14 protein-coding genes and 1 pseudogene are annotated in these 17,782 nt (G+C 74.0%); 7 read left to right on the top strand and 8 right to left on the bottom strand.

The window, feature by feature from the left end; translation table 11 throughout:
• Nucleotides 1-12 precede the first annotated feature (12 nt).
• Nucleotides 13-1,551 (bottom strand): amidophosphoribosyltransferase, encoded by a 1,539-nt coding sequence (gene purF / locus V6U77_RS03075; protein ID WP_334604593.1) that lies wholly within the window; start codon nt 1,549-1,551, stop codon nt 13-15.
• Nucleotides 1,552-1,722: 171 nt separating this feature from the next.
• Entirely contained in the window at nt 1,723-2,076 is a 354-nt protein-coding gene (locus V6U77_RS03070) for a sterol carrier family protein (protein WP_334604592.1), read from the bottom strand.
• Nucleotides 2,077-2,188: 112 nt separating this feature from the next.
• Between V6U77_RS03070 and V6U77_RS03065 the strand changes: the two are divergent.
• Nucleotides 2,189-4,146: pseudogene (locus V6U77_RS03065) on the top strand (carboxypeptidase-like regulatory domain-containing protein); the annotation flags it as partial.
• Between the two features lie 193 nt (nt 4,147-4,339).
• Here V6U77_RS03065 and V6U77_RS03060 read toward each other — a convergent pair.
• From V6U77_RS03060 to purS, 4 genes are all read right to left on the bottom strand, one after another.
• Nucleotides 4,340-5,095 (bottom strand): 2-phosphosulfolactate phosphatase, encoded by a 756-nt coding sequence (locus V6U77_RS03060; RefSeq protein WP_334604590.1) that lies wholly within the window; start codon nt 5,093-5,095, stop codon nt 4,340-4,342.
• A 4-nt stretch (nt 5,096-5,099) separates the two neighbouring features.
• Complete coding sequence (gene purL / locus V6U77_RS03055) at nt 5,100-7,811, bottom strand: phosphoribosylformylglycinamidine synthase subunit PurL (protein WP_334604589.1); 2,712 nt, start codon at nt 7,809-7,811, stop codon at nt 5,100-5,102.
• A gap of 67 nt (nt 7,812-7,878) precedes the next feature.
• Nucleotides 7,879-8,562 (bottom strand): phosphoribosylformylglycinamidine synthase subunit PurQ, encoded by a 684-nt coding sequence (purQ, locus tag V6U77_RS03050; RefSeq protein WP_334604588.1) that lies wholly within the window; start codon nt 8,560-8,562, stop codon nt 7,879-7,881.
• Complete coding sequence (gene purS / locus V6U77_RS03045) at nt 8,559-8,822, bottom strand: phosphoribosylformylglycinamidine synthase subunit PurS (RefSeq protein WP_210838778.1); 264 nt, start codon at nt 8,820-8,822, stop codon at nt 8,559-8,561. Before purS ends, purQ begins: the two co-directional genes overlap by 4 nt.
• A gap of 413 nt (nt 8,823-9,235) precedes the next feature.
• On the opposite strand from purS, the gene V6U77_RS03040 reads away from it, so the two are divergent.
• Both V6U77_RS03040 and V6U77_RS03035 read left to right on the top strand, forming a co-directional pair.
• Complete coding sequence (locus tag V6U77_RS03040) at nt 9,236-9,919, top strand: S1 family peptidase (RefSeq protein WP_334604587.1); 684 nt, start codon at nt 9,236-9,238, stop codon at nt 9,917-9,919.
• Between the two features lie 79 nt (nt 9,920-9,998).
• The gene (locus V6U77_RS03035) at nt 9,999-10,508 is read left to right on the top strand and encodes a YbjQ family protein (RefSeq protein ID WP_334604586.1); all 510 of its coding nucleotides are present in this window, start codon (nt 9,999-10,001) and stop codon (nt 10,506-10,508) included.
• A 111-nt stretch (nt 10,509-10,619) separates the two neighbouring features.
• Here V6U77_RS03035 and purB read toward each other — a convergent pair whose 3' ends face one another.
• Together purB and V6U77_RS03025 are read right to left on the bottom strand one after the other, a co-directional pair.
• Nucleotides 10,620-12,041 carry an adenylosuccinate lyase gene (gene purB / locus V6U77_RS03030; RefSeq protein ID WP_334604584.1) on the bottom strand — a complete coding sequence of 474 codons (1,422 nt, stop codon included), beginning with the start codon at nt 12,039-12,041 and terminating at the stop codon, nt 10,620-10,622.
• Between the two features lie 102 nt (nt 12,042-12,143).
• A complete protein-coding gene (locus V6U77_RS03025; protein ID WP_334604583.1) occupies nt 12,144-13,436 on the bottom strand; it encodes an acetyl-CoA C-acetyltransferase in 1,293 nt (430 codons plus the stop codon).
• 55 nt (nt 13,437-13,491) lie between these two features.
• Between V6U77_RS03025 and V6U77_RS03020 the strand changes: the two genes are divergently transcribed.
• From V6U77_RS03020 to V6U77_RS03005, 4 genes are all read left to right on the top strand, one after another.
• Nucleotides 13,492-14,847, top strand: coding sequence for a 3-oxoacyl-ACP reductase (locus V6U77_RS03020; protein WP_334604582.1), 1,356 nt, complete (start codon nt 13,492-13,494; stop codon nt 14,845-14,847).
• Between the two features lie 245 nt (nt 14,848-15,092).
• Nucleotides 15,093-15,917: a MaoC/PaaZ C-terminal domain-containing protein gene (locus V6U77_RS03015; RefSeq protein ID WP_334604738.1), complete on the top strand. Its 825-nt coding sequence runs from the start codon at nt 15,093-15,095 to the stop codon at nt 15,915-15,917.
• A gap of 136 nt (nt 15,918-16,053) precedes the next feature.
• Nucleotides 16,054-16,809 (top strand): NUDIX hydrolase, encoded by a 756-nt coding sequence (locus tag V6U77_RS03010; protein WP_334604581.1) that lies wholly within the window; start codon nt 16,054-16,056, stop codon nt 16,807-16,809.
• Entirely contained in the window at nt 16,806-17,780 is a 975-nt protein-coding gene (locus V6U77_RS03005; protein WP_334604580.1) for a serine/threonine protein kinase, read from the top strand. Before V6U77_RS03010 ends, V6U77_RS03005 begins: the two co-directional genes overlap by 4 nt.
• Nucleotides 17,781-17,782: the final 2 nt, after the last annotated feature.

Here is a 17,782-nt window from a genome sequence, read left to right as displayed (position 1 = left end):
CGCCGGGTGGTGCTACGGGCGATGTGTGCTCACGCCGCCCGGAGTGGCGACGAGCGGGGCGGTGTGCTCCGGAGTTGCGGACGCCTGCGCGGCGACCCGCCGGCTGACCCCTTCGAGCACGTGCTTGCCGATCAGGTTGCCGGCGGGGAGCTCGATCGGGTATTCCCCGTCGAAGCACGCGCGGCACAGCCGGGTCTTCGGCTGCTCGGTGGCGGCGATCAGACCCGCGAGCGACACGTAGCCGAGCGTGTCCGCGCCGATGGAACGCCGGATGCCGTCGTTGTCCAGCCCGTTGGCCAGCAGCTCCGCCCGGGTGGCGAAGTCGATGCCGTAGAAGCACGGCCAGCTCACCGGCGGCGAGGAGATGCGTACGTGCACCTCCAGCGCGCCGGCCTCGCGCAACATCCGCACGATCGCCCGCTGGGTGTTGCCGCGCACGATCGAGTCGTCGACCACGACCAGCCGCTTGCCCCGCACGTTCTCCCGGAGCGGGTTGAGCTTCAGCCGGATGCCGAGCTGGCGCAGCGTCTGCGACGGCTGGATGAAGGTGCGCCCGACGTACGGGTTCTTCATCAGGCCGGCGCCGTAGGTGATGCCGGACTCCTCGGCGTAGCCGATCGCGGCCGGGGTGCCCGACTCGGGCACCGGGATGACCAGGTCGGCCTCGACCGGGTGCTCCTTGGCGAGCTGACGGCCGATCTGCACCCGCGCGGAGTGCACGTTGCGCCCGGCGATGGTGGCGTCCGGGCGGGCGATGTAGACGTATTCGAAGAGGCAGCCCTTCGGCTCCGGGGCGGCGAACCGGCTGGAACGCAGACCGTCCTCGTCGATCGCGATCAGCTCGCCGGGCTCGACCTCGCGGACCACGCTCGCGCCGACGATGTCCAGCGCGGCGGTCTCGCTGGCCACCACCCAGCCGCGCTCCAGCCGCCCCAGCACCAGCGGGCGCACGCCGTGCGGGTCGCGGGCCGCGTAGAGGGTCGACTCGTCCATGAACACGAAACTGAACGCGCCGCGCAGTCGCGGCAGCACCTCCAGCGCCGCCGCCTCGACCGACAGGTCCGGATGGCTGGCCAGCAGCATCGTGACGAGGGAGGTGTCGTTGGTGGACCCGTCGGCGACCAGGCCCCGCTCGCTGACCTCGCGCTGGAGCTCGGCGGTGTTGACCAGGTTGCCGTTGTGGGCCAGCGCGATGGTGGTGCCGGACGTGGTGGAGCGGATGGTCGGCTGGGCGTTCTCCCAGGTCGATCCGCCGGTGGTGGAGTAGCGGGCGTGCCCGATCGCCAGGTGCCCGCGCAGGCTGGCCAGGGTCGGCTCGTCGAAGACCTGGGCGACCAGGCCGAGGTCCTTGTAGACCACGACGCCCGAACCGTCGCTGACCGCGATGCCGGCGGCCTCCTGGCCGCGGTGCTGCAGGGCGTAGAGCCCGAAGTAGGTCAGGTTGGCGACCTCCTCCCCGGGCGCCCAGACGCCGAAGACGCCGCACGCGTCCTGGGGGCCTGGTCGTTGGGGATCAAGGTCGTGGCTCAGCCGGCCGTCGCCTCGGGGCACCTGCGCTCCCTCATGCTGATCTGGACCGGCCTTGCGGAATCACGCGGGGGGCGGATCCGCACTCCTCGGCCGGGACCACTGTCGTCGCCTGACAGTGTACGCGAATCCGCGTCGACACAGAAAGTCACGATACGGCTCCGACACGTCACCGATCGATGCCTGTCGCCGCAGCTAGAGCGGCAGGTACCCGGAGAGGTCCGCCCGGATTCCACTCACCCGTACGCGACCCTGGGTGATCGCGTCGCCCCAGCCGAGCCGCCCGGTGGCCACCGCCAGCCACGTGTCGGGGGCCATCTCGACGACGTTCGCAGGGGTGCCGCGGGTGTGTCGGGGACCGGGAACACACTGAACTGCGCCGTAAGGTGGGACACGCACCTCCACCGATCGGCCGGGGGCGCGCTCCGCCAGGACGGTCAACAGGGCACGGACCGCCTCCCGGAGGACCGGCCGTTCGGGCGTACGCCCCTCGTCGAGCGCCGACAACGCCGCCGCGACCGCAGCGGACTTAATGTGCGGAGAGGACACGACGGGACGATACGGCCTCAGCACGCCACGCCTGACGCTGGCCCTGGGTCGCGCCGATCCGGTCAGACAAGGCATAGTTGCCGACGGCGTATTCGTACCGTGATGATCCCCGGCCCGGCGACCCGCCGCCGAGGGAAGTCAGTCCGGAAGGCGGTGGACGTGTCAACACACCGACGTGCCTGGAAGCAGCGGGCCGGTGTGGTCGTGGCGCTGGTTGTCGGTGCCCTGCTCACTGCCCCCGCCACACCAGCCCTGGCCGCGGACGTCACCGTGTCGCCCGGCTCGGTCACCGTCAACGCCGGCAGCGACGCCGCCGTCACCGTCCTGGTGACCCCCCGTGACGGCGACGAGAAGGTCCAGATCAGCCTCGCCGGACTCCCGGGCGGCGTGAGCTGCGCGGGCGGCTGCGGAACGATCGACTTCAACAACGACCGGCCGAGGCCCCAGCTGCTGCGGATCCGGGCCGGTGACAACGCCGGCGACGCGAACGTCACCGTCACGGTCGCGGCCGAGGGCGACAAGTCCGGCCCCGGCACCGCCACCTTCCAGCTCGGCGTGCGGGGCAAGGCCCAGCCGACCGAGCCCGCGCAGGTGCAGACCGTCAAGTCGGTCTCCGGCAAGGTGGTCGCCAAGGCGAACGGCAAGGCCGTGCCCAACGCCGTGGTCATGCTCCAGGACGGCGCCGGCAAGAAGCGCGACACGATCAGCGACGACGACGGCAACTTCCGCTTCAACGGCACCACCGAGAAGCCGATCGCGCCCGGTCGGCTCGCCGTCGGCGCCAGCGTCGGTGAGGTCTACGCCACCAAGAGCTTCGACGCGTCCGCCGGGCAGAGCGTCACCGGCCAGCGCCTCTCCCTGGAGATCAAGGTCGAGACGACCCCGAGCGCCACCCCGTCGGCCAGCGAGGAGCCGCCCCCCTCCGAGGAGCCCGTCGAGGAGACCCCCGAGGAGAGCGCCGAGGCGACCCCGGGCGCGGCGGCCAACGCCAGCAACGAGGACTCCGGCGGCATGGGCTCCTGGCTGATCATCCTGCTCGGCGGCCTGCTCGTCGCCGCCGGTGTCGGCACCATCGTGCTGCTCTGGATGCGGCGCAAGGACAGCGGCGACGAGGCCGACGACGACGCACCGGCCGGCGCCGCGGCCGGCGCGGTCCCGGCGGCACGCGGGGCGTTCCGGGGCGCGGACGACCAGACCCGGGTCGTCAACCGGGTCGGCGCCACGCCGGATCCGACGATGGTCGGCGGCACCGCGCTCAGCGACGCCCCGACGATGATGCACCGCCCCGTGGTCGACGACGTGCCGCCGGACCCCTACGGCGCTCCTCCGCAGCCCTACGGCGCAGCGGGCAACCAGCAGGGCTGGGGCGGCGGCTACGGCGACGAGCCGGCCGGCGGAGGTGGCTACGGCGGCGCCGGTTACGGCAACGCGCCCGCCTCCGGAGGCGGCTACGGCAGCGGCGGATCCGCCGGCGGCTACGGCAACGCGCCCGCCTCGGGCGGCGGCTACGGCGGCAACGACTACGGCGGCAACGACTACGGCGCCCCGACGGGAGCGGCCGGGGTGGCCGGAGCCGCGGGCTACCCGCCGGCGGGCGGCGGCCGGGGCTACGGCGAGCGGTACGACGAGCCGACCGGCCGCTACACCGGCGACGCCACGCAGTACCCGGCACCGGCCGACCCGTACGCGACCGGCGTCTACCAGCCCGAGCAGGGCCAGGGCTACGGCCAGCCCGAGCCCGGGGGATACGGCCGGGGCGCCGAGCAGACCGGGGGCTACGACCAGCCGACCGGCGGCTACGGCCAGGGCGGTTACGGCCAGGAGCCCCCGCAGCAGCGCGGTGGCTACGGTCAGCCGGGCGGCTACGACCAGCCCACCTCGTACGACAACCAGGGTGGTTACGGCCAGGGCGGTTACGGCCAGGAGCCCCCGCAGCAGCGCGGCTACGCCGGGCAGGGTGGCTACGGCCAGCCGGGCGGCTACGACGACCCGCAGACCGGTCGCGGCCGTCCGGACGGCCCGCCGCCGCAGGACCGGGGCGGCCGCCGGTCGGACTGGACCGACGACTGATCCGCGCGGGGCACGCCCCGGCGACACAGCACCACGGCGAGGGCCGTCCGGACTCCGGGCGGCCCTCGCCGCCGCTCCCGGCGGCGACGTTGCTGCTCGGCGCCCTCGCCGGTCCGCCCGGATCGGAACGGACGGGTGACCGGCGGGCGGGAGCACGGCACCCGCCCGTCCAGCGCCGGGCGCGGCAGGACCGTCAGGCGGCGGAGAAGACGCCCTGCCGCAGCACCGGGACCACGTCCGAGACGTCGACCCGTACGGCGGCCTCCACGTCCTCGGCGAAGCCGCCCTCGATGAGTTCGCGGCCCGACACGCAGCCGCGGACCGCGGCCGGGACGTCGGGGGTGCTGGCGAGCGCGGCGAGCGCCATGGCCGCCTCCACGGAGAGGGCGCCGGACACGCCCGACAGGGCGTCCAGCACGCCGGCGGCCCCGAGCTGGTCCTCGACGCATGGGCGCAGCGAGCCGTCCGACCAGCGCTCGCCCGCGGCGATCACGCCGATCGGCGCGTCCGTCGAGCCGTACCCCTCGTGGGTGAGCCAGCGGCCGACGGCGCGCGCGTTGCGCAGGCAGGCCGCGACCACCGGCAGCCCGGTGGCGCTGGCCGCCGCGCTGATCGCCGAACCGTTCGGCGAGGGCAGCACCAGGTCGGCGACGACCGGCGCGGTGCTCAGCGCCGCCGGCGAGAGCGACCAGGGATGCTCCGGGGTCGTCTGCCGGCGGCCCACGGCCGCGACGGCGCCGACCCGCCGCGCGTAGTCGGCCGCCTGCTCACCCCACGGGAACGGGTGCACCCGCATGCCGCGCCCGACCGCGACGTTCACGGCGGTGGTGAACGACAACACGTCCACCACCACCAGCACCGCGCACACCCGACCGAGTTCGGCCGCCCCCGTCAGCCCCCAGTCGAACCGGGCGCCGGAACCGGGCTGGACGTAAACGGACGCGGCCACCGCCTCAGCGCAGACCGGGCTCGGAGTCACCGGGCTCGGCAGCCTCGGCCGCCGGATGCTCCGGGCCGGACGCGGCGGTCCCCGTCGGGGTCGCCGCCTCGGCCGGGGCCACCGGTTCGACGGCACCGGTCGGCGGGACCGGCGCGGCCGACGCGATCGGCTCGCTCGCGACGGCCGCCGGGTCCACCGGCGCGACCTCGGCCGGCTCGGCGACGGGCAGCGGCACGGCCTCGACCGCGCCCGCCACACCGGCGGCGGGTGCGGGGACCTCCACGACCCCCGCGCCCCCGAACAGGCGCGGCAGCGTCTCGCCGTGCGCGGCCCGCAGCTCGTCGAGGCCGATGCGGAACTGGCCGTGCACCTCCAGCGCGCCGCCGGACGGATCGGTGACACCGATCAGCTCGTACGGCACCCCGCGCTCGGCGCAGAGGGCGGCGAAGGCCTTCTCGTGGCCGCGCGCCACCGACACCAGGACCCGCCCGGCGGACTCGCTGAACAGGTAGACGAACGGCATCGAGCCGCCGTCGAACCGCTCCGGCACCGCGATCCGGGCGCCGACGCCCCGCCGCAGGCAGGACTCCACCAGGCTCTGCGCGAGGCCGCCGTCGGAGAGGTCGTGCGCGGAGCTGAGGTGCCCGACCCGCGCGGCCTCCGCCAGCAGGTCCGCCAGGAGCCGCTCGTGGGCCAGGTCGACCTGCGGGGGCACGCCGCCGAGGTGCTCGTGGGTGACCCAGGCCCACTCCGAGCCGGAGAGCTCCACGTGCGTCTCGCCGAGCAGGAAGATCTGGTCGTGCTCGCCGCCCGGCCGGGCCACGAAGCCCATCGGCACCCGGTCGGCCACGTCGTCGAGCACGCCGAGCACACCGACCACCGGGGTCGGGTGGATCGGCGCCGCGCCCGTCTGGTTGTAGAAGCTGACGTTGCCGCCGGTGACCGGGATGCCCAGCTCGGCGCAGCCGTCCGCCAGGCCGCGGACGGCCTCGGCGAACTGCCACATCACGCCCGGGTCCTCGGGCGAACCGAAGTTGAGGCAGTTGGTGACGGCGATCGGCTTCGCGCCGGTGACGGCCACGTTGCGGTACGCCTCCGCCAGCGCGAGCTTCGTGCCGTGGTAGGGGTCGAGCCGCGCGTAACGGCCGTTGCCGTCCACCGACAGCGCCACGCCGAGCCCGGTCCGCTCGTCGATCCGGATCACGCCGGAGTCCTCCGGCTGGGCGAGCACGGTGTTGCCCAGCACGTAGCGGTCGTACTGCTCGGTGACCCAGGTCTTGTCGGCCAGGTTGGGCGAGGCGATCATGCGCAGCACGGTCTCGCGCAGCGCCTCCGGGTCGGCCGGCCGGGGCAGCGTCTCCGCGCGGTCGGCCTGCAGCAGGATCAGGTCGGCCGGCTCGCGCATCGGGCGGGCGTAGACCGGGCCGTCGTCGACCAGCGAACCCGGCGGCACGTCGACCACCAACTGGTCGTGCCAGGTGATCAGCAGCCGGCCCGGCTGCCCGTCCGGCGCCGGCGGGGTGACCTCGCCGATGGCGGTGGCCCAGACGCCCCACTTCTCGGCGGTCTTGAGCACCGCGTCGAGCTTCTCCGGCTCGACGACCAGCAGCATCCGCTCCTGGGACTCGCTGGCCAGGATCTCGTGCGGCTCCATCGAGGGCTCGCGCAGCGGCACGCGCTCCAGCCAGACCCGCATGCCGGTGCCGGCCGCCGCGGCGGTCTCGGTCAGCGCGCAGGTCAGGCCGGCGCCGCCCAGGTCCTGGATGCCGACGACCAGCCGGGCGTCGTAGAGCTCCAGGCACGCCTCGATGAGCAGCTTCTCCATGAACGGGTCGCCGACCTGCACCGACGGGCGGCGCTTCTCGCTGCCCTCGTCGAAGGTGGCGCTGGCCAGCACCGACACTCCGCCGATGCCGTCCCGGCCGGTCCTGGCGCCCATCAGCACGACGACGTTGCCCGGGCCGGCGGCGGCCTTGTTCTGCAGCCGGTCGACCGGCAGCACGCCGAGGCAGAGCGCGTTGACCAGCGGATTGCCCTGGTAGCAGGGGTCGAAGACGACCTCGCCGCCGATGTTCGGCAGGCCCAGGCAGTTGCCGTAGCCACCCACGCCGGCGACGACGCCGGGCAGCACCCGGGCGGTGTCGGGGTGGTCGGCGGCGCCGAAGCGCAGCGGGTCCATCACCGCGACCGGGCGGGCGCCCATGGCGAGGATGTCCCGGACGATGCCGCCGACGCCGGTGGCCGCGCCCTGGTAGGGCTCGACGAAGCTCGGGTGGTTGTGCGACTCGACCTTGAAGGTCACCGCCAGCTCGTCGGAGACCTGCACCACGCCGGCGTTCTCGCCGATGCCCGCGAGCAGCCGGTCGCTCGGCGGGGCCTTCTCGCCGAACTGGCGCAGGTGCACCTTGCTCGACTTGTAGGAGCAGTGCTCGCTCCACATGATCGAGTACATCGCCAGCTCGGCCTGGGTGGGCCGCCGGTCGAGGATGTGCCGGATCCGCTCGTACTCGTCGTCGCGGAGCCCGAGTTCGGCGTACGGCTGGAGCTCACCGGGGGTGTCCCCGGCGCGCGGCACGGTGTCGAGGCCGTCGGCCCAGTCGGCGGTCGCCGGGCCGGGTCGCCCCGCCGGCGGCGCGACGGCGGCCGGACGCGGCTCCACCGGCTGCGCCGGGGCGGCCGGGAAGGCCTCCGGGTTATCCCGTACCTCGTCCGGATGGGTGGTCATGACCTCTCCTCGCTGCGCTCGCGTCCGCCCGACGGGCGGGTGAGCCGACCGATGATGCCGCGCACGGTCACGCCGGGGCCCCCACCAGGTGCTTGAGCACCGAGGTGAAGAAGCCGAGACCGTCCAGGGAGGGGCCCGTGAGCGCCTCCACCGCGTGCTCGGGATGCGGCATGATGCCGACCACGTTGCCGGCGGGGTTCGTGATCGCGGCGATGTCGCGCTGCGACCCGTTGGGGTTGCCGCCGACGTAGCGGGCGACCACCCGGCCCTCGGCTTCGAGCTGGTCCAGCGTCGCCGTGTCGGCGACGTAGCAGCCCTCGCCGTTCTTGACCGGGACCAGCACCTCCTGGCCCGGCTGGAACGCGTTGGTCCACGCGGTCCCGGCCGACTCGATGCGCAGGACCTGGTCGCGGTTGCGGAAGTGCAGGTGCTGGTTGCGGGTGAGCGCCCCGGGCAGCAGGTGGGCCTCGCAGAGGATCTGGAAGCCGTTGCAGATGCCGAGCACGGGCAGCCCGCCCCGGGCCGCGTCCACGAGCGTCTCCATCACCGGCGCGAACCGGGCGATGGCACCGCAGCGCAGGTAGTCGCCGTAGGAGAAGCCGCCGGGCAGGACGACGGCGTCCACCCCGTGCAGCCGCGGGTCACCGTGCCAGAGGCGGACCGGTTCGGCGCCCGCGATCCGGACGGCCCGGGCCGCGTCCCCGTCGTCGAGCGAGCCGGGGAAGGTGACCACACCGACCCGGGCGGTCACGAGCGGGCGTCCACGGTCTCGTCGGCCTCGGCCAGGCGGACCGTGAAGTCCTCGATGACCGGGTTGGCGAGCAGCTTGTCGGCGATCTCCCGGGCCCGGTCCAGGTCCGGTTCACCGGTGAATTCGATCTCGATCCGCCTGCCGATCCGAACCGAGGCGACGTCGCTGACGCCGAGCCGGGGCAGCGCGTTTGCGACGGCCTGGCCCTGGGGATCGAGGATCTCGGGCTTGAGCATGACGTCGACGACGACGCGAGGCACTGGGCACTCCTGACTGTGTACGCAGTTGGGTGCCGACCCACAACGGGCGAGCGCAGCCAGCCTACCTGGCAGATACCGCCTCGGACGCACCGGCCGGACGCCGTTCAGGCTGTGCCCGGCAATCCCCGCGCGGGCCACGGAGACCGATACGGGTTCGTTGCGATCCCGATGCGCATCCGTTGCCGATCGGCCCGTTTCGCCCTGCTCCGTCGGGCCGCAGGACTCCCGCCGCCGACCCGCTCGACCATACCGCCTCATCCATCACTTCCGATGGACCTCTTGTGAACGACATCTCAGGGGCCCTACCGTACATCGTCGTACGTCGATCGGACGTGCCCGACCGGTGGGCCATCCCCGCCCGCCGGCCGACAGCTCGACCCGGTGAACCCGGGCCCCGTCCCCGAAGGAGCCCCATGCGCATCCGATCCATGATCGCGGTGCTGGCCACCGCAGCGGCCGGCCTGCTCGGCGCCAGCTCCGGCGCCCTCGCCGCCCCGGCCGGTCCCCAGCCGATCATCGGCGGCGGCACCGTGTCGTCGGCCCCGTGGGCCGCCGCCGTACTCAGCAACGGCTCGTTCACCTGCTCCGGCACCATCATCGCGCCGCAGTGGGTGCTCACCGCCCGGCACTGCGTCAACGGCACGATGTCCGTCCGGGTCGGCAGCGTCAACCGCACCTCCGGCGGCCAGACCCGCACCGTCAGCGCCAGCTACAGCCGGTACGACCTGGCCCTGCTGCGCCTGTCCAGCTCGGTGAGCACCTCCTACGTCACGCTGGCCAACAGCAACCCGCCGCTCAACTCGACCAACTCGATCTACGGCTGGGGCATGACCTGCTACAGCGGGTGCTCGGCCTCGACCCAGCTCAAGACCGCGTCGGTCCGGGTGACCAGCAACAGCGCCACGGACGCGTACGGCGGGCAGGCGATCCGCAGCACGCGGATCAACGGCAACGCCTGGCGGGGCGACTCGGGCGGCCCGCAGTTCTACAACGGCGCGCAGGTCGGCGTCGCCTCCACCGCCGACGGCCAGAGCATCCAGAACTACGGCAGCGTCGCGTACAACCGGGCCTGGATCTCCCAGACGGCCGGTGTCTGACGGTTAGCGCCGCGCTGGGCGCGGATGGTCGGCAGCGCGCCGGCCGTCCGCGCCGCGCCGTTTTGCAGCATCCGACCAGGTGAACAAGGCCGACGATCGGATGCCCCGGCACCCTGACAGCATCGAGGGCGTGCTGGTCGTGACGACGGAGCAACTACCCGGGTACGAGATCCGCCAGATCCTCGGCGAAGTGGTGTCATCGATGGCCAGGACGCGCAACCCGTACCGCGAGGGCGTCAAGAACCTGCGCGGTGGCGCGTACGACCCGATGGCCCCGGACAACCTCACCCGGTGGCGTACGGACTCGGTGGCCCGGCTCGGCGAGGAGGCCCGCCGCATCGGGGCGAACGCCGTGGTGGGGATGCGCTTCGACAGCCGCGACTGCGGCGAGATGTGGATGGAGATCTGCGCGTACGGCACGGCCGTGATCGTGGCGCCCAAGATGCCCGACGTCATGCCGCCGGACCAGCCGCTGGTCGCCGCCGAGACCGCGCACGACCCGGCCTTCGCCGAGTCCCCGGGCGGCATCGCCGAACCGGCGAGCGCCCCCAACCTCCGCTCGGCCGCGGAAACCCCCACCCGAGACTGACCACCCCACCCCCGAGCCCCGGTGATCATGAGGTTGGCGGCGAAGTCGATCTCTGAAACCGCCGCCAACCTCATGATCACCGGGTTGAGGGGGGCGGGGAGGGCGGGGCGGTCAGAGGATGGGGGGTGGGGTGTAGGTGGCGGCCTCGGGGTGGGCGTCGGCGACCGCGACGATGCGGCGGACCACCGCCTCCACCTGGGCCGGGGCGACGCCGACGAAGGCCGTACGGTCGGCGACCAGCGCGTCGATCTCGCCGCGGGTCAGGCCCAGCCGGCCGTCCGCCGCCAGGCGGTCGAAGAGGTCGTTCTCGGCGGCGCCCTTCTCGCGCATGGCGAGCGCCACGGCGACCGCGTGCTCCTTGATCACCTCGTGCGCGACCTCGCGGCCGACGCCGCGCCGGACCGCCGCCACCAGGATCTTCGTGGTGGCCAGGAACGGCAGGAAGCGCTCCAGCTCGCGGTTGACGACCGCCGGGTACGCGCCGAACTCGTCCAGCACGGTGAGGAAGGTCTGGAACAGCCCGTCGGCGGCGAAGAACGCGTCCGGCAGGGCGACCCGGCGGACCACCGAGCAGGAGACGTCCCCCTCGTTCCACTGGTCGCCGGCCAGCTCGCCGACCATCGACAGGTAGCCCCGGATGATCACCGCGAAGCCGTTGACCCGCTCGCTGGAGCGGGTGTTCATCTTGTGCGGCATCGCGCTGGAGCCCACCTGGCCCGGCTTGAAGCCCTCGGTGGCGAGTTCCTGGCCGACCATCAGCCGGATCGTGGTCGCCAGCGACGACGGGGCGGCGGCGATCTGCGCCAGCCCGGAGAGCACCGCCAGGTCGATCGAGCGCGGGTAGACCTGGCCGACGCTGTCGAGCACCCGGCTGAAGCCGAGGTGCCCGGCCACCCGGCGCTCCAGCTCGGCCACCTTCTCGGCGTCGCCGTCGAAGAGGTCGAGCTGGTCGGCGGCGGTGCCCACCGGGCCCTTGACGCCGCGCAGCGGGTACCAGTTGATCAGGTCGTCCAGCCGCTCGTACGCGATGAGCAGCTCCTCCGCGGCCGAGGCGAAGCGCTTGCCCAGCGTGGTGGCCTGCGCCGCGACGTTGTGCGAGCGGCCCGTCATCACCAGGTCGCAGTGCTCGACGGCGAGCCGGGACAGCCGGGTCAGGGTGGCGACCACCCGGTCGCGGATCAGCTCCAGCGAGCGGCGCACCTGGAGCTGCTCGACGTTCTCGGTGAGGTCCCGGGAGGTCATCCCCTTGTGCACGTGCTCGTGCCCGGCGAGCGCGCTGAACTCCTCGATCCGGGCCTTCACGTCGTGCCGGGTGACCCGCTCCCGCTCGGCGATCGACGCCAGGTCGACGTCGTCGAGCACCCGCTCGTACGCCTCCACCACGCCGTCGGGCACCGGGACGCCGAGGTCCCGCTGGGCCCGGAGCACGGCGAGCCAGAGCCGCCGCTCCATCCGGATCTTCTCCTCGGGCGACCAGAGGGCGACCAGCTCGGGTGAGGCGTACCGGTTGGCGAGCACGTTCGGGATCGTCACGTACCTCAGTCTTTCACGTCGTACGGGACGGCCCGAGACGACCGCCGGCCCGTGCGGTGGCCGCCCCGCCGGCACGCTCAAGTGGCTCGGCCTGCGCCGGGTTCAGCGTTCGAGGATGGCGGTCACGCCCTGCCCGCCCGCCGCGCAGATCGAGATCAGGCCCCGACCACTGCCCTTCTCCGCGAGCAGCTTCGCCAGGGTCGCCACGATCCGGCCGCCGGTGGCCGCGAACGGGTGCCCGGCGGCCAGCGACGAGCCGTTGACGTTCAGCTTCTCCCGGTCGATCGTGCCGAGCGGGGCGTCCAGCCCCAGCCGGTCCTTGCAGAACTCCGGCGACTCCCAGGCGGTCAGGGTGGCCAGCACCTGCGAGGCGAACGCCTCGTGGATCTCGTAGAAGTCGAAGTCCTGGAGGGTCAGGCCGGCCCGGGACAGCATCCGGGGCACCGCGTAGGCGGGGGCCATCAGCAGGCCCTCGTCGCCGTGCACGAAGTCGACGGCGGCGGTCTCCGACCAGGAGAACCACGCCAGCACGGGCAGGTGGTGCTCGCGGGCCCACTCCTCGCTGGCCAGCAGCACCGTCGAGGCGCCGTCGGTCAGCGGCGACGAGTTGCCGGCCGTCATGGTCGCCGCGTCGGCGTCGGGCCCCTTCGCACCGAAGACCGGCTTCAGCGCGCCGAGCCGCTCCAGGCTGGTGTCGGGGCGCAGGTTCGCATCCCGGGTCAGCCCGAGGTAGGGGGTCAGCAGGTCGTCGAAGAACCCCCGGTCGTACGCGGCGGCGAGCCGCTGGTGCGAGCGCAGGGCCAGCTCGTCCTGGGCCTGGCGGTCGACCTGCCAGCGCAGGGCCGTGCGGGCGGCGTGCTCCCCCATCGACAGCCCCGTACGCGGCTCCGCGTTGCGCGGGACCTCCGGCTTGAACGGCTGGGTGGGGCGCAGCTTCGCGGCGATCCTCAGCCGCTCGCCGAGGGTGCGCGCGCTGTTCAGCCTGAGCAGCGCGCGGCGCATCTCCTCGTTGACCGCGAGCGGCGCGTCGGAGGTGGTGTCCACGCCGCCGGCGATGCCGACGTCGATCTGTCCGAGGGCGATCTTGTTGGCGACCAGGATGGCCGCCTCCAACCCGGTGCCGCAGGCCTGCTGGATGTCGTACGCGGGGGTGTGCGGGTCGAGTTTCGAGCCGAGCACCACCTCGCGGGTCAGGTTGAAGTCCTTCGCGTGCTTGAGCACCGCGCCGGCCACCACCTCGCCGACCCGCTGGCCGGCCAGGCCGAACCGGGCGACGAGCCCGTCCAGCGCGGCGCCCAGCATGTCGGCGTTCGACGCGCTGGCGTACCGGGAGTTGGACCGCGCGAAGGGGATGCGGTTGCCACCGATGACCGCCACCCGCCGGATGCTCTGCACGATCCCGCCTCCTCGAAAGACTTGCCCTGAACCTACTCACCAGTAGGCTACGCCTATGACCGACAGGTACGCGAGCTTCGTCCGATCGGGGGCCGGTCGCGCGCTGGTCAAGCGCCTCGGGCTGCCCGACCCGCCGCGACTGCGCCGACACACTCCCGGCGACCCCCTCGTCCCCGGTCCCGTCCTGCTGGGCGCCGCGACCGGCGGCCGGCTCGCCGAGCCGGTCGGCGAGCTCCTGACCGCCGCCGGGGTCGAGCTGCGCGATCCCGGCGCCGTGGAATCCGACGAGCGCCACGCCGCCCTGGTCTTCGACGCCACCGGGATCACCGACTCCGGCGAGCTGCGTCAGCTGTACGACTTCTTCCACCCGCACGCCCGCTCGGTGCTGCCCAGCGGCCGGGTCGTCGTGCTCGGCACCCCGCCCGACGAGTGCGGCTCCCCCCGGGAGGCAACCGCCCAGCGGGCCCTGGAGGGGCTGACCCGCAGCATCGGCAAGGAGTTCGGCCGGGGCGTCACCGCCCAGCTGGTCCACGTCACGAGGAACCCCGACGCCGGCACCTGGACCGGCGTGGAGGCGACCCTGCGGTTCCTGCTCTCCGGCCGGTCCGCGTACGTCTCCGGGCAGGTGGTCCGGGTCGGCGCCGGCACGGCCGAGGCGCCGGCCGACTGGGACCGCCCGCTGGACGGGCAGGTCGTCCTGGTCACCGGGGCGGCCCGGGGCATCGGCGCGGCGCTGGCCCGGGTGCTGGCCCGCGACGGCGCCCGGGTGGTCGCGCTGGACATCCCGGCGGCCGGGGACGAGCTGGCGGCGGTCGCCAACGAGATCGGCGGCACCGCCGTCCAGCTCGACCTGACCGCCCCCGACGCCCCCGCCCGGCTCGCCGAGCACCTGGCCGGGCGGCACGGGCGGGTCGACGTGGTCGTGCACAACGCCGGCATCACCCGCGACAAGACCCTCGGCCGGATGGACGCCGACCGGTGGGACTCCGTCATCGACGTCAACCTCTCCAGCCAGGAGCGGATCAACGACGTGCTGCTGGCGCGGGAGCTGATCCCGGCCGGCGGCCGGATCGTCTCGGTCTCCTCGATCGCCGGCATCGCCGGCAACCGGGGCCAGACCAACTACGCCACCAGCAAGGCGGGGGTGATCGGGCTGGTCGACTCGCTCGCCCCGGCGCTGCGGGAACGGCAGATCAGCGTCAACGCGGTCGCTCCCGGGTTCATCGAGACCCGGTTGACCGCGCGCATCCCGCTGGCGCTGCGCGAGGCCGGCCGGCGGATGAACAGCATGTCCCAGGGCGGGCTGCCGGTGGACGTCGCCGAGACCATCGGCTGGCTGGCGTGGCCGGCCTCCGGCGCGGTCAGCGGCAACGTCGTCCGGGTCTGCGGCCAGAGTCTGCTGGGGGCGTGATGGCGAGGCGAGAACGACCGGCGCCGGACCCGGACGACCTGTCGGTGCACGAGCTGATCGACGGCCCGACCGAGATCCTGTCGCAGGACACCCTGGACGCGATCCGCGGGCCGGAGGCGTCCGGCCACGACCTGAGCCTCGAACAGACGCACGACCTCTCCGCCTCCGCCGCCGAGGCGACGCAGGACCTCTCGGGCCGGGGCCCGGCCGGCCCGGGTGCGCGGGAGCGCGTCGAGCTGTCCCGGATGCCGGCGGCCGGGGCGCTCTACCGGCGGGCGCTGCTCGGCGCGCTGCCCGGCCTCGGGGGTGGGCGGCGCTCGGCGGGCGTCCCGGCGGTCGAGCTGGCCGTCGGCGGGATCGCCGTCGACCGCACGCACCTCGCCGACTACGACCGGGTCTGCGGGTTCCGGCTCACCGACCGGCTGCCCGCCACGTTTCCGCACGTCATGGGCTTCCCGCTGGCCCTGCGACTGATGACCGCGCCGGAGTTCCCCATCCCGCTGACCGGCGTGGTGCACGTCGGCAACCGGATCACCGTGCACCGCCCGGTCACCGCCGACGAGACCCTCGACTTCCGCGCGTACGCCGAGAACCTGCGCCCGCACGAGCGGGGGCGGCAGGTCGACGTGGTACTCGTCGGCTCCGTCGACGGGGCGGAGGTCTGGCGCGGCGTCTCGACGTACCTCGGCAGGGAGGGCGGGCGGGGCGGCGGCGGGCGGCGCGACCGGGCCGGGCGGCCCACGACGCCGGCCGGTTCGGCGCGCTGGCGGGTCGATCCCCGCGTCGGCAAGGACTACGCGCGGGTCTCCGGCGACCACAACCCGATCCACACCTCACGTCTCGGCGCCCGGGTGTTCGGTTTCCCGCGGCCGATCGCGCACGGGATGTGGAGCAAGGCCCGCTGCCTGGCCGCGCTGGAGAACCGGCTGCCGGACGCCTACACGGTCGAGGTGGCCTTCAAGCTGCCGGTGCCGCTGCCGAGCACGGTGAGCTTCGGGCTGCTGCCGGAGGGCGGGTTCGCCCTGCACGACTCGCGCGGTCGACCGCACCTGGCGGGCCTCGTGCGCTGAGGCGCCCCTGCCGAGGCGGGCAACGCCCCGGCCGAAGTCGGGAAAGCCCCTGCCGAATCCGTGTCCCGGGCTTGGCAGGGGCTTTTCCGTGCGCTAGGTTGTTCTCACAGCGAGATATTCTCAGAATGAGAGAGACATGATTGACGAGCAGCAGTTCCTGGCCGCGTACGACCCCCGGGCCTACCCGTCGGTCGCCGTGACCGTCGACGTGGTGGCGCTGACCATCCGGGACGGCGCGCTGCACCTGCTGCTGATCCGGCGCGGCCAGCCGCCCTTCGAGGGGCACTGGGCGCTGCCCGGCGGCTTCGTCCGCCCCGACGAGGACCTCGCCGCCGGCGCCCGGCGGGAGCTGGCCGAGGAGACCGGGCTCGGCGGGGAGGGGCTGCGCCGCGTACACCTGGAGCAGTTGGGCAGCTACGGCGCCCCCGAGCGCGACCCGCGGATGCGCGTCGTCTCGGTCGCCCACCTCGCGTTCGCCCCCGACCTGCCCGACCCGGCCGCCGGCACCGACGCCGACGAGGCGACCTGGCTGCCGGTGACCGCGCTGCCCGGCCGGCAGCTCGCCTTCGACCACGGCCGGATCATCGACGACGCGCTGGAGCGGGCCCGGTCCAAGCTGGAATACACCCCGCTCGCCACGCGCTTCCTCGCCGGCGAGTTCACGATCAGCGAGCTGCGCGCCGTCTACGAGACGGTCTGGGGTCAGCCGCTGCACGCCGGCAACTTCCACCGCAAGGTGCTCTCCGTGCCGGGCTTCGTGGAGGGCACGGGCACCAGCACCGAGCGCGGCGGCGCCCGGGGTGGCCCCCGCGCCCGGCTCTACCGGGCCGGCGACGCCCGGCTGCTGCACCCGGCGCTGCTGCGCCCCGCCCAGGAGGAGGCGGTCCGATGAGGACCGCCGACGCCGTCCGCCTGGTCGCGGCGGCCCGCACCGACGCCGACCTGTTCGGCACGGACCAGCCGGCCCGGCGCTACCGCGAGCTGGTCGCGGCCCTGCACCCCGACCGGCTGCCGGCCGACCCGGCGGTACGCGCCGAGGCCACCGACGCGTTCATCCGGGTCACCACCCGCTGGCGGGCCCGGCAGGTCACCGTCCTCGGCGACTACCGACTCGGCACGCCGGCCTACTCGGGCGACCTGGCAGACCTCTACGACGTCGGGGCCGACCGGCTGCTCAAGCTGCCCCGGCGGCCCGCCGACAACGACCTGATGGCCCGCGAGGCGCACGCCCTGCGCGCCATCGCCGAGCGCGGCGACCCGCGCTACCTGCCGTACGTGCCCCGGCTGGTGGACGAGTTCCGGCACTCCGACGCCGCGACCGGCGCCGAACGGCGGATCAACGTGCTCGCCACCGCGCCCGGCCTGCACGACCTCGACGAGGTCCGGCGCGCGTACCCGGACGGGCTGGACGCCCGCGACGTGGCCTGGATGTGGCGCCGGTTGCTGGTGGCGCTCGGCCTGGCCCACGGGGCGGGCATCGTGCACGGCGCGGTCCTGCCGCCGCACGTACTGATCGAGCCGGACGGGCACGGCGTGGTGCTGGTCGACTGGTGCTTCTCCGCGCCCGTCGGCGGCACCGTCCCGGCGCTGGTGCCCGGCTACGACGCGAACTGGTACCCGGACGAGATTCCCCGGAAGCGGCCCTGCGGGCCGGGCACCGACATCGCGATGGCCAGCGTCTGCATGAGCTGGCTGATGGGGCCGCGCGCGCCCCGCGAGCTGGACGACTTCGCGCGGGGCTGCCGCCAGCGGTCCCTGGACGCCCGGCCCGACGACGCCTGGCGTCTGCTGCGCGAACTGGACGAGGTGCTGGAGCGGCTCTACGGGCCGCGCACCTTCCGACCCTTCACCCTCAACCCGTAAGG

The organism is Micromonospora sp. CPCC 205546, from assembly GCF_036902715.1.
Classification (GTDB): Bacteria; Actinomycetota; Actinomycetes; order Mycobacteriales; family Micromonosporaceae; genus Micromonospora.
Note: the sequence above shows the minus strand (reverse complement) of the source record. Positions and strands in the feature narration are given on the sequence as shown.

What these genes read in the sequence shown, in the direction of transcription:
- purL (WP_334604589.1), bottom strand. Translation starts at nt 7,811, where the DNA reads ATGACCACCCATCCGGACGAGGTACGGGATAACCCGGAGGCCTTCCCG.
- V6U77_RS03040 (WP_334604587.1), top strand. Translation starts at nt 9,236, where the DNA reads ATGCGCATCCGATCCATGATCGCGGTGCTGGCCACCGCAGCGGCCGGC.
- V6U77_RS03020 (WP_334604582.1), top strand. Translation starts at nt 13,492, where the DNA reads ATGACCGACAGGTACGCGAGCTTCGTCCGATCGGGGGCCGGTCGCGCG.
- V6U77_RS03015 (WP_334604738.1), top strand. Translation starts at nt 15,093, where the DNA reads ATGCCGGCGGCCGGGGCGCTCTACCGGCGGGCGCTGCTCGGCGCGCTG.
- V6U77_RS03010 (WP_334604581.1), top strand. Translation starts at nt 16,054, where the DNA reads ATGATTGACGAGCAGCAGTTCCTGGCCGCGTACGACCCCCGGGCCTAC.
- V6U77_RS03005 (WP_334604580.1), top strand. Translation starts at nt 16,806, where the DNA reads ATGAGGACCGCCGACGCCGTCCGCCTGGTCGCGGCGGCCCGCACCGAC.